The 10,985-nt window shown below is 69.8% G+C and carries 10 protein-coding genes; 3 read left to right on the top strand and 7 right to left on the bottom strand.

Annotation, left to right across the window (positions count from 1 at the left end; all coding sequences use genetic code 11):
- Positions 1–11 precede the first annotated feature (11 nt).
- From ACFYRH_RS29940 to ACFYRH_RS29920, 5 genes are all read right to left on the bottom strand, one after another.
- A complete protein-coding gene (locus ACFYRH_RS29940; RefSeq protein WP_387782320.1) occupies positions 12–1,085 on the bottom strand; it encodes a DUF917 domain-containing protein in 1,074 nt (357 codons plus the stop codon).
- A gap of 180 nt (positions 1,086–1,265) precedes the next feature.
- Positions 1,266–2,381: a DUF917 domain-containing protein gene (locus tag ACFYRH_RS29935; RefSeq protein ID WP_387782318.1), complete on the bottom strand. Its 1,116-nt coding sequence runs from the start codon at positions 2,379–2,381 to the stop codon at positions 1,266–1,268.
- Complete coding sequence (locus tag ACFYRH_RS29930) at positions 2,378–3,451, bottom strand: DUF917 domain-containing protein (protein WP_387782316.1); 1,074 nt, start codon at positions 3,449–3,451, stop codon at positions 2,378–2,380. Before ACFYRH_RS29930 ends, ACFYRH_RS29935 begins: the two co-directional genes overlap by 4 nt.
- Positions 3,452–3,560: 109 nt before the next feature.
- Positions 3,561–5,120 (bottom strand): hydantoinase/oxoprolinase N-terminal domain-containing protein, encoded by a 1,560-nt coding sequence (locus ACFYRH_RS29925; RefSeq protein WP_387782314.1) that lies wholly within the window; start codon positions 5,118–5,120, stop codon positions 3,561–3,563.
- A 155-nt stretch (positions 5,121–5,275) separates the two neighbouring features.
- Entirely contained in the window at positions 5,276–6,622 is a 1,347-nt protein-coding gene (locus tag ACFYRH_RS29920; protein WP_387782312.1) for a purine-cytosine permease family protein, read from the bottom strand.
- 117 nt (positions 6,623–6,739) lie between these two features.
- Here ACFYRH_RS29920 and ACFYRH_RS29915 point away from each other — a divergent pair, with 117 nt between their 5' ends.
- On the top strand, positions 6,740–7,126 hold the full coding sequence (locus ACFYRH_RS29915; RefSeq protein WP_387782310.1) for a DUF6153 family protein: 387 nt from the start codon (positions 6,740–6,742) through the stop codon (positions 7,124–7,126).
- Between the two features lie 54 nt (positions 7,127–7,180).
- Positions 7,181–7,774 (top strand): DUF305 domain-containing protein, encoded by a 594-nt coding sequence (locus ACFYRH_RS29910; protein ID WP_387782308.1) that lies wholly within the window; start codon positions 7,181–7,183, stop codon positions 7,772–7,774.
- A 13-nt stretch (positions 7,775–7,787) separates the two neighbouring features.
- On the opposite strand, the gene ACFYRH_RS29905 is transcribed toward ACFYRH_RS29910, so the two are convergent.
- Positions 7,788–8,084 carry a DUF2218 domain-containing protein gene (locus ACFYRH_RS29905; protein ID WP_387782306.1) on the bottom strand — a complete coding sequence of 99 codons (297 nt, stop codon included), beginning with the start codon at positions 8,082–8,084 and terminating at the stop codon, positions 7,788–7,790.
- A gap of 65 nt (positions 8,085–8,149) precedes the next feature.
- On the opposite strand from ACFYRH_RS29905, the gene ACFYRH_RS29900 reads away from it, so the two are divergent.
- On the top strand, positions 8,150–8,695 hold the full coding sequence (locus ACFYRH_RS29900; protein WP_387782304.1) for a TetR/AcrR family transcriptional regulator: 546 nt from the start codon (positions 8,150–8,152) through the stop codon (positions 8,693–8,695).
- Here ACFYRH_RS29900 and ACFYRH_RS29895 read toward each other — a convergent pair.
- The gene (locus tag ACFYRH_RS29895) at positions 8,672–10,729 is read right to left on the bottom strand and encodes a copper-translocating P-type ATPase (RefSeq protein WP_387782302.1); all 2,058 of its coding nucleotides are present in this window, start codon (positions 10,727–10,729) and stop codon (positions 8,672–8,674) included. The two genes, ACFYRH_RS29900 and ACFYRH_RS29895, sit on opposite strands and share 24 nt — an antisense overlap.
- Between the last annotated feature and the right edge of the window lie 256 nt (positions 10,730–10,985).

The following is a 10,985-nucleotide window of genomic DNA, read 5'->3' as shown; positions in this document are numbered from 1 at the left end:
CGAACGAGCGGTCATGAGGCCTCCTCGAGCAGCAGTGGTTCGCAGGCGAGGCCGAACGCTCGCGGGCCGACATGCGTCAGGCGGTCCGGGCGGCGCCACCAGTTTGGTCCGGGAAGTGCGAGAACCAGCACCTCGTCACCGGTACGCACCTCGTCCACGGCGATCGGCTGCAGCGTTCGGCGATCGAGGACGCACAGCAAGTCCGGCGTACTGACGACCGGAGTGCCGTCGACGAGCGCCAGGAGGTACTCGTTCTCGGTCTCGATCCGGATCACCGCACGGCTCCCGGAGTCGACCACGCAGAGGCTCCCCCGACCGAACGCAGCGCCGCCGTCAGTTATCAGGTGCCGCGCGACCTCGTCGACCCGACCGCTCGCCAGCAATCGACCACCAAGGTCGGCGGCGATGACAGCCGGCGTCGCGCCAGGATCCAGCGCGGCGTACGCGCGACCGAGCGTCAGTGCCCGCGTCAAACTTCCCTGCACCGCGTCAGCCGCCGCAGCTTCCACAGCGGTAGGCGCCAGCGCCAGCACAGCCCATCCACCCGTCTGAGCGACGAAGCTGCGGACGGCGCGTTCCAGCCCGGCCGCGTCGACGTTGTCGACCACGATCACCTGACCACTCGGCTCACTGAGCGCACACGGCGTCAGCGCACGCCCGGCCACCGCCCACGAGAACTGGTCCAGCCGCGGCAGCGCGCGACCCATCAGGTCGGCGTCCACCACCGGGAGGTCCAGGTCCAGCGCAGCGATCAGCGGAGTCAGTCCGTTCAGCCCACCGGCCTCCAGCGACATCAGTCCGGTCACTTCCGCACCGGTCCACCGGCTGACCGCCCGGACCGCCGTGTCGAACTCGCCGCCACTAGGCAGCTTCTCCATCAACACGCTGGTCGCGCCGACCACGCCGATGGGGCTGACAGACACACCCGGTACGTCGGCAGCGTCCCGCAGTACCAGCTCGCCCGCGCCGAGGCGACGGCGCAGCATCCGGCCGAACGCACCGGTGTCACCGCCACCGCCGGAACCGAGCAGCGTGACGCCGACGACCAGCGCCTCCAGATCCTGCTCCCGCACGACCGTGCTCATGAGCCGATCCTGCCACCGACCTGCCCCTGCGGACCTGCAGCACTCAGCAAACGCGCCAAATCGGCCCGGCCGGCCGCGGCTCAGGCGTGCCGCAGCCGCGACACCCAAGGTTGATGAGTGCTGGACGTCCGGGGTGGAACCCCGGCCCACCGCAGAGGGGTCAGCACGGTGGGCCGAGGGTCAGGGGGTGGCGACCAGGTTGTCGCCGCGCAGCTCCACCGGGCTGAACTCCACATCGAGCCCGAAACAGGACGGGCCGAAGACCGCGAGCGCCTCGGGCGTCCGCATCAGGTCCGGAGTGGAGATGCCGACCACGCTCACCCGCTGGCCGTAACGCAGTCCTTCGGTGGTGATCGGTTCGGCGGTGTCCGCCTCGAGGACACAGATCAGGTCCGGGACCGTGCAGACGATCTGGCCGTCGACGGTCGCGAGCAGGTTCTCGTTCTGGAACCGCAGCTCCAGCTCCGACGCGCCGTCGTACGTCGTGAACCGGGCCCGGCCGCGCGCGAACCCCTCGACGGTCCGGCGCTCGACATCGATCACCTTGCCGCGGAACAGCACCCGCAACTGGTTGTACAGCGTCGGCGCCAGCGCGGCCCGTACCGCCTCGATCGGGTCCTCGTGCGCCGCCCGCGCCTCGCGCACGGCCCGCCCGAGGGACAACCCGAGCGAGAGGGTCCGCGGTACGGCGGTCCGCTTCACGTCTGCGCCCGTCATCGAGTACTCCGCGATGTGCGCGACCCCGCCGAGCCGGATCGTGATGCCGCGCGCGAGCCACTCCATCTGCTTGTTGTCCGTACCGGTGTCGATGACCACGGTCTCGTCGTGCTCGCCCGCGATCGCCATCGGCGACCCGGGGACGCCGTACACCGAGAACGTCTCCATCTGCAGCTCGGGGAACGCCCGTCCCATGCCGTCGGCGTCGACGACCGGCAGACCGGTCCGGGCCGCGACGAGGAGCGGGATCATCGAGTTGATCCCACCGCACTCGATCGGCATCGTCGCGTCGGCCTTCCGCCCGAGATGCTTCTCGAGCGCCCGCAGCGCGCCGACCGGTTCGCTGCCGCGCGGGATCTTCTCCACGATCACCGTCGGCGCACCCATCTGCGCGGTCGGGATCACGAACGCGTCGTCGTCCAGCTCGGCCGGGTCGAGGACAGTGATCGGCCCGTGCTCCCGGATCGCCTGCTCGACCAGGAGCCGCCCGATCAGCGGATCCCCGCCACCACCGGTCCCGAGAATCGCGGCCCCGCGGGCGAGGTCCTTCAGGTGCTCGATGCCCAGTTGCCAACTCATACCGTCTCCAAGGCGCGGATCGGGTCCAGGTCGTAGCCGAAGTACCGCGGACCGACCAGTTCGATGCCGGCCGGCGAGTGCCAGCGTTCGTCGGAGGGTGCGGCGAGCACGCTGACCCGGTGGCCGTAGCGCAGCGCCTCGGTGGTGATCGGCTCACCGGACTCGGTGTCGAGCACGATGATCAGGTCCGGTGTGGTCGCCACCGCCGTACCGTCCAGCTCGGCGACCAGGTGCTCGTTCTGGAACCGCAGCACCAGCACCCGGCCGTGCGACGCGTCCAGCCCGTCGACCGCCGCGTCACCCCGGGCGAAGCCGGTCGTCGTACGGCGTTGCACGTCGACGACCTTGCCCACGTGCAGCAACCGTCCACCGAGCTCGTCGACCACGGCGGCGACCGGGTCGGCGTGCAGGCGCTGCGCCTGCTCGATCGCGCGGCCGATCGTGACGCACTTGCTGAGCGTCCCGGCGACGAACGATCCACGGACCTCGGCGCCGGTCATCGAGTACAGCGAGACGATCGCTGAGCAACCCATGTCGACGGTCGCCGACCGGGCGAGCCGCTCGGCCCACTCGTTCGTGACCGTGTCGAACACGCCGCGGTTGCCCTTCTCGTCGACGATCGACATCGGCGTCGCCTCGATCCCGGCGAGCGTCGGCAGCACCATCTGCAGCTCGGGGAACGCGCGGCCCATCCCGTCGCCGTCGACCAGCGGGAGGCCGAGCTGCGCGGCAGCGATCACCGGGACGGTCGAGTTCACCCCACCGGCCTCGATACAGGCCAGATGCGTCGGTGTCTTCCCGACGTACTTCGCCAGCGTCTGCACCGCGACGGAGATCTGGTCCGCCGACGGGAGCTTCTCGATCATCACGGTCGGCGCACCCATCATCGCCACCGGGAGCACGCAGGCGTCGTCCGGAAGGTCGCCGACGGCAACGATCTCCACCGGCCCGTGCTCCCGCAACGCCTGCTCCGCCAGCAACCGACCGATGTGCGGATCCCCGCCACCACCGGTCCCCAGCACCGCGGCCCCACGGGCCAGCGCACCCAGGTCCTCTGCCCGCAGCTTCATCGCAACCACTCCACCCCGGACGCCCGGCCCATCACCATCGCAGGATCCGCCGCGTGCCACGCGGGGCCGCGGTTGTGCCGGCCGATGGTGATGGCCTGCAGGTCCGCGCTCATCGGGTCTCTCCCAGCCGCAGGTCGCCGACCGCCTTGCAGCGGATACGGGTGGCGTTTCCCGGCAGGTACGGGATCGGGACCTCGTCGAAGTCCACGATCCGCACCGCCGCGGGATCGGCTCCGGCCGCGACCGCCCGGTCGACGGCCTCCTGCCGCGCCTCGTCCACGACCGCATCCCGGCGACCCGGGTCGATCGCGTACACGCGGTCCACCTCACCGCCGACCTGTGCGATCGCCGCGCCGATCGCGTTCGCGACCGCGAAGTTCTCCGGCCGGTGTACGGCGAGGCTCCCGGGCAAATCGTCCGGCAACAGGATCGACCCGCCACCGACCGCCACCACGGGCAGCGGGTCGGGAGACGTCCGCATCCGCTCGACCGCGTCCGCGATGTCCGCGGCGACGCGGGCCAGCGCGGCCTTCACCAGCGTCGGGTCCAGATCCGCGACAGCCTCCGCCGAGCCGACCTCGGCACGCCCGGCTGCGACCGCGATATCGGTCGCCGTCAGCGTCTTGCCTCCGAAGACCAGCGCTTCCTCGGTCAGCCGGTAGCCCACCGATCGCGGACCGACCGTCACCAGGTCGTTGTCCGAGGCCACCAAGCTGCCGCCGCCGATCCCGATGCTCAGGACGTCTGGCATCCGGAAGTTCGTCCGGACACCGGCCACGTCGACCTCGGTGGTCGCCTCCCGCGGGAAGCCGTGCGTGAGGACGCCGACGTCGCTCGTCGTGCCGCCGACGTCGACCACCGCGCAGGTGTCCAGACCGGACAGCAGCGCCGCGCCGCGCATCGAGTTGGTCGGGCCGGACGCGAACGTCGCGACCGGGTACCGGCGGGCGAAGTCGACGTCCATCAGGGTGCCGTCGTTCTGGCTGAGGTAGAGCGGTGCGGAGATTCCGTGCCCCTCGACGGCGCTGGCCAATCCATCGACGATCGAAGCGGCCAACTCGCGGAGAGCGGCGTTGATGATCGTCGCGTTCTCCCGCTCCAGCAGGCCGATCCGGCCGATCTCGTGCGACAGCGAGATCGCCACGTCGTCGCCGAGCTCGGACCGTAGGATCTCGGCCGCGCGGAGCTCGAACTCGTTGCTCACCGGCGAGAACACCGACGAGATCGCCACCGAGCGGACGCCGTGCGCGACCATGTCGGCCGCGTGCCGGCGCAACTCGTCCTCGTCCAGCTCGGCGATGTGCCGGCCGTCGAACTCGTGCCCGCCGTGCGCCAGGTAGCTGCGGCCGCTGACCGCGTCGACCAGCCGCTCCGGCCAGTCCACCAGCGGCGGCAGCGACGCGGTCGCCGGCAGCCCGAGCCGCAGCGCCGCGGTCGGCGCCAGCCGCCGGGCCTCGATCAGCGCGTTGATGAAGTGCGTGGTGCCGATCATCACGGCCTGGACCTGCGCCGGGTCGAAGGATCGCTCCGCCTGCAACCGGTCCAGGGTGTCGATGATGCCGGCGGTCACGTCCGCACTGGTCGCCGACTTGTTGGCCGCCAGCACGGTGGTGCCGTCCAGCAGCACGGCGTCGGTGTTGGTGCCACCGACATCGATCCCGATACGCATTCAGTTCCTCCCGTTTCGTTCACTTGCAGCCAATCACTGCGGTGACCAACCGTCCTTCGCCGACTTTGTGCACCGAGTCCGCGTCTGATCGCCGATGCGGCGCGGACCCGGTGCACAAAGTGCACACCTGACGGGGTCGCCTGCCGCAGGGCGGGCTAGCTCGTGGCGGGTACGGCGTTTGTGGCGGCTGGTGCGGTGTCCATCGTGCGGCTGGTGCCGAGGCCGCGAATCAGGCCGAGCTTGCCTGCGACGACGTACGCACCGAAGCCGACGACGAGCGAGTTGATGCTCGGCAGTCCCCAGCCGACGTACTTGCCGATCAGCGCGGCGCCGATCCAGATCACGATCGTGGCCGGTACCCACGTCGGCGCGGTCGCGGGCAGCGTGCCCTCGGCGCGGGTCGCCTCCAGCTCGGGGCGCCAGCGCTTCACCACGAAGTACTCCGCGACCATGATCCCGGCGATCGGCGGGAACGCGACACCGAGCACGATCAGGAAATCGGTGAACTTGTCCAGGATCCCGACCGCCGCGAGCACGCTGCCGAGGACGCCGACCGCCAGCGTGACGACCGCCCGGTTCACGGGCCGGCCGAAGACGGTGCCGATGAAGTTCACGATGCCGAGACCGGAGCTGTACAGGTTCCAGTCGTTGATCTTGATCGTGCCGAGGATGATCACCAGGGTGCCGACCCAGCCGACCGACGAGGTGACGATCGTGATCACGTTGGCCGAACCAACGGCGTGCGCGAGCAGGACGCCGACCAGGCCGATCACGTACTCGCCGAGGGTGATGCCGAGCACGGTCTGCTTGACCACGTCACCGACGCTGCGGTTGAAGCGGGTCATGTCCGGCGTGATCACCGCACCGACGATGAAGCCGCCGGCGACCAGCGTCGTACCCTCGAGCAGGCTCAGGTGCGGGCCGGCCGGGGCCGCGTTGACCAGCGAGCCGAGGCTGTGGTCGGACAGCTCACTGATGATCGACCAGCCGACCAGGAGCAGGAAGGCCGGGACGGTCACGTACGCGACCCAGGCCATCGAGTGGAAGCCGCGGAGTACGACGAGCGTCACCGCGAGACCGAAGACGAGCGACCAGCCCCAGGTCGGCAGGATGCCGCTCAGCTGGCTCAGACCGGCCGCGGACACCGCGGACTGGATCCCGAACCATCCGATCAGGCTGATCCCGATCGCGAGTCCGATCAGTGACGAGCCGGCCTGGCCGAAACCGGTCCAGCGCGCGATCACCGACGTCTGCAGACCCTCGCGGGCACCGATGACGCCGATCAGGATCGCCACCAGCTCGAGGATCACCGCGCCGAGCGTGAGCGCCCAGAACGCGCCCCAGAAGCTCATCCCGAACCCGAGCGTCGCGCCGAGCAGGAACTGGCTGAGCGCCGAGATCTGCCCGAACCGCTGGGTCGCGACCGACCACCACGAGTACCGCGCCTGTTCCGGGACCCGGGCGAGCGCGTAGTCGTCAGCACCAACAGATGAACCGGCCATGGGGACCTCCAGCCCTGGGATTTCATCGAAAGTACGACGCATGTCCCCGGGGCCTCACCGTCCAGTGTGCACACTCACCGACCGCCGACTGTGCAACCTGCCCTACGCTTGGTCGTGATGGCTGGTCGCAGGCACGAGCACGGGGCGCGGCTCCTGCGCATACTCGGCGTACTGATCGTGGTCGCCGGGGTGTTCGTCATGCACGGCCTCACGTCCCATCACGATGCCGCAATGGCCGTGCCCGGGGCGCCGATGGTGATGGAGCACACCGACCGGGCCGTCCTGCACGTCGACCCGGCCGGCGAGATGCCCGGGATGGGCGGAGCATGCCTGGCGGTCCTCACCGGACTGGTCCTGTTGCTCGCGTTGTCGCTGGGGCTGCGGAGCCTGCTCGTCTGGCGGGCGGTGTGGGTGCCGGCCGCGGGCGCGCAGTTGCCGGTGAGTGAGCGGTCACCGCCGTGGCGGGAGCCGTCGTTGTCGTCGTTGGGTGTACTGCGGATATAGGCCGGCGTGCGCCGACTTCGCCGTACCCAATTCTCGACACACCCAAGGAATGTGATGACGCACGTCTACCGTACGACCGCGGTCTCGGCCGCTCTGCTCGCTGCCGTCTTCGGCATCGCCGGTTGTGGGGACTCCGACGCCGGAGCCGGCCCCAGTACGCCGGTTGCCACGTCGGCGGCTGCTTTCAACGACGCGGATGTGGCGTTCGCGACGCAGATGATCCCGCACCACCAGCAGGCCGTGGAGATGGCCGACCTGGCGTTGCGGAAGGCAACGACCGCCGCGGTGAAGAGGCTGGCGACCGCGATCAAGGCGGCCCAGGACCCGGAGATCAAGCAGCTGTCCGGGTGGCTGACGGCGTGGGGCAAGCCGGTGCCGACGCCCGGCGCGCACAGCGGACACAACATGTCCGGGATGATGACCGCCGAGGAGATGAACGACCTGGACAAGGCATCCGGCACGATGTTCGACCGGATGTGGGTCGACATGATGATCAGGCACCACCAGGGTGCGGTCACGATGGCCAAGACCGAGCAGACCGCCGGTCAGGACGCCCCGTCGATCGCGCTCGCGAAGAAGATCCAGACGGCCCAGACCACCGAGATCGGCACCATGCAACGCCTCTTGGGCCGCCTCCCGGCCGCCTGAGAACAGCGGTCGGTCAGGCCGGGGTCCAGCTGATCCGAAGACCGTCCCGGCGGCCGATCTGTTCCACTCGGTCGGCGACGCGGGCGCTCTGCTGTTCGAGAGCGCCCGCGTCGTCCGCCTCGACCCGCAGGATCAGCTGCTCCGACGTCGCCCGAACCGACCAGGTCGCCGTACCGAGGTCGACGACCAACTTCTCCGCCGACGTGGACACCACCCGCAAACCACCCGGTCCGTGCGACAGATGGCTGGTGAGCTGCGCGAGGTACCGGTCCGCACGCGGCGTCTCGAGGTGCGCTTCGACAGCAGGCATCACGATCTCCTTTTTCGATACATAGTGTCTCGATCATAGGCAGATCGTCCAGCTAGAATCCCGACATGCCGAAGCTGTGGAACGACACCATCGCCACGCACAGGAGCGCGGTGCGGGAGGCGGTTCTCGACGCGACCGCCGAGGTGGTGACCGAGCGCGGGCTGACCGGCGTGACGATGGCCGAGGTCGCGCAGCGCGCGGGAGTCGGGCGGGCGACGCTCTACAAGTACTTCGCCGACGTCGACTCCCTCCTCACCGCGTGGCACGAGCGTCAGGTCGCGGACCATCTGGAGCAGCTGTCCAAGACCTGGGAGCGGACCCACCGCATCGACGACGTACTGGAGGTCTATGCCTTCATCTGTCACGAACACCCGCCGTCCGAGCCGGCCGGCTCGCTGCATCGGTCCGAGCAGGTGATGCGAGCTCGTCAGCACCTGGTGGACTTCATCGCCGACCGGCTCGGCGACGTGCGGGACGACGTGCCGCCGAAGGAGCTGGCGGCGTACTGCGTCAACGCGTTGCACGCCGCAAGCGCCGTACCGTCGAAAGCGGCGGTACGGCGCCTTGTGGCGGTGACGCTGACCGGATTACGCGGTCAGGCGGCTCGGTGACAGGTCGAGCCGGCGCAACAGTTGCGCGTTGAGCGCCACCACGATCGTGGAGATCGACATCAGCAGCGCACCGACGGCCGGTGACACGACGACCCCGGCGAAGGCGAGCACACCCGCGGCCAGCGGGACGGTGATGACGTTGTACCCGGTCGCCCAGATCAGGTTCTGCCACATCTTCCGGTAGCTCGCCCGGGACAGTTCGATGACCGACAGCACCGCTCGCGGGTCGTCCGCGGCGAGCACCACACCGGCGGACTCGATCGCGACGTCGGTGCCGGCGCCGATCGCGATCCCGACCTCGGCCCGGGCCAGCGCCGGCGCGTCGTTCACCCCGTCACCGACCATCGCGACCTTCAGCCCGCGAGCCTGCAACTCGGCAACCTTCGCGTCCTTGTCCTGCGGCAGCACCTCGGCGAACACCTCGTCGATCCCGAGCTCACGAGCCACCGCCTCGGCCACCTGGTGCGCGTCACCGGTGATCATCGCGACCTTCACGCCGCGCTTGTGCAACGCCGCGACGGCCTGCCGCGACTCCTCCCGCACCTCGTCCTCCAACGCCACGGCACCCAGCACCGCACCATCCCGAACCACGTGCAGCACCGCGGCCCCACGTGCCTTCCAGTCCGCGATCACCGCCTCCAACTCAGCTGGCTCGCCCAGCCCGTTCTCCCGCAGGTACGCCGGTCCGCCGACGGCAACCTCCGCGCCATCGACCACCGCCTGGACGCCGCGCCCGGTCAGCGACCTGAACTCCGTCGCGACCAGTCCACGCCCACCGACAGGAACCCGCTCCGACGCCGCCCGCACGATCGCCTTCGCCAACGGATGCTCGCTGTCCGCCTCGACCGCGGCCGCCAGCCCCAACAGCTCGTCCTCCGGCAATGCACCGACCGTGGCGACTCCGGTCACCGCCGGCTCACCCTTCGTCAGCGTGCCGGTCTTGTCGAACAGCACCGCGTCGATCGTCCGCATCCGCTCCAGCGCCAGCCGGTTCTTCACCAGTACGCCGGCCTTCGCCGCGCGCTCCGTGGAGATCGCGATCACCAGCGGGATGGCCAGCCCGAGGGCATGCGGGCAGGCGATCACCAGCACCGTCACCGCCCGCGTGACGGCGTCGTCGAGCTCACCCAGCAATGCCCAGACCAGGAATGTGATGATGCCCGCGATCGACGCGAAGTAGAACAGGAACGCGGCCGCCCGGTCCGCCAGCGCCTGCGCACGCGACGACGACGCCTGTGCCTCGGCCACCAACCGCTGGATGCCCGCCAGCGCGGTGTCGTCGCCGACCGCTGTGATCTCGACCCGCAGAGCATTGTCGGTGGCAACAGTTCCGGCCACCACGCCATCCCCGACCGCCCTGGACACCGGCCGCGACTCCCCGGTGATCATCGACTCGTCGACCTCGGCCTGCCCGTCGACCACGGTGCCGTCCGCCGGCACGCGCCCACCGGACCGCACCAGCACGACGTCACCCGCCTGCAGCTCATGCAGCGACACCTCGACAACGCCGTCGTCGGTCACCTTCTCGGCGGAATCCGGGAGCAGCGCAGCCAGCGCGTCCAGCGCGCCGGACGCGGCACCGAGCGCCCGCATCTCCAGCCAGTGCCCGAGCAGCATGATCACGATCAGCAGCGCGAGCTCCCACCAGAAGTCCAGGTCGAACCCGCCGAGCTTCAGCGTCGTCACCCACGAGGCGACGAACGCCACGGTGATCGCCATCGAGATCAGCAGCATCATCCCGGGCCGGCGCGACTTCAGTTCCGCCCAGCCACCGGTCAGGAACGGGCGCCCGCCGTACAGGAAGATCACCGTCCCGAGCACCGGCGCGATCAGCCCCGAGCCGGGGAACTCCGGCGGCAGGTAGCCGAGCAGGTCCGCGAACATCTCACTGAAGAACACCACCGGCACCGCCAGCCCCAGGCTGATCCAGAACCGGTCCTTGAACTGCGCCGCGTGATCACCATGCCCACCGTGCCCGCCGTGACCTTCGTGACCCTCGTGCCCACCGTGTTCGTGGTGCTCGTGCTCGCTCATACCCGAGAACATACCCCTAGGGGGTATCAGAAATCAAGACACCGGACCCAACGACGCACGCACCAACCCCCGCGAGGAGCTCCCGCGAGGGGGCGCCGGGAGGAGGCCGCACCGCGGCCGCGAGGGGTTATCCCCTCGCCTCGGGGGTTCTCCGTTGGTGCACCAGCGGAGAACCCAGCACCCGAGGGGTTATCCCCTCGCACGTCGGCTGTGAGGGGTGCTGGCCCGAGGGGTTATCCCCTCGCACGTCGGCTGT

The organism is Kribbella sp. NPDC004875 (genome assembly GCF_042873375.1).
Classification (GTDB): domain Bacteria; phylum Actinomycetota; class Actinomycetes; order Propionibacteriales; family Kribbellaceae; genus Kribbella.
Note: the sequence above shows the minus strand (reverse complement) of the source record. Positions and strands in the feature narration are given on the sequence as shown.

Bases quoted from the DNA above. Each gene is read 5' to 3' on its own strand.
- ACFYRH_RS29940 (WP_387782320.1), bottom strand. From the start codon at position 1,085: ATGAGCACGGTCGTGCGGGAGCAGGATCTGGAGGCGCTGGTCGTCGGC.
- ACFYRH_RS29935 (WP_387782318.1), bottom strand. From the start codon at position 2,381: ATGAGTTGGCAACTGGGCATCGAGCACCTGAAGGACCTCGCCCGCGGG.
- ACFYRH_RS29930 (WP_387782316.1), bottom strand. From the start codon at position 3,451: ATGAAGCTGCGGGCAGAGGACCTGGGTGCGCTGGCCCGTGGGGCCGCG.
- ACFYRH_RS29925 (WP_387782314.1), bottom strand. From the start codon at position 5,120: ATGCGTATCGGGATCGATGTCGGTGGCACCAACACCGACGCCGTGCTG.
- ACFYRH_RS29920 (WP_387782312.1), bottom strand. From the start codon at position 6,622: ATGGCCGGTTCATCTGTTGGTGCTGACGACTACGCGCTCGCCCGGGTC.
- ACFYRH_RS29915 (WP_387782310.1), top strand. From the start codon at position 6,740: ATGGCTGGTCGCAGGCACGAGCACGGGGCGCGGCTCCTGCGCATACTC.
- ACFYRH_RS29910 (WP_387782308.1), top strand. From the start codon at position 7,181: ATGACGCACGTCTACCGTACGACCGCGGTCTCGGCCGCTCTGCTCGCT.
- ACFYRH_RS29905 (WP_387782306.1), bottom strand. From the start codon at position 8,084: ATGCCTGCTGTCGAAGCGCACCTCGAGACGCCGCGTGCGGACCGGTAC.
- ACFYRH_RS29900 (WP_387782304.1), top strand. From the start codon at position 8,150: ATGCCGAAGCTGTGGAACGACACCATCGCCACGCACAGGAGCGCGGTG.
- ACFYRH_RS29895 (WP_387782302.1), bottom strand. From the start codon at position 10,729: ATGAGCGAGCACGAGCACCACGAACACGGTGGGCACGAGGGTCACGAA.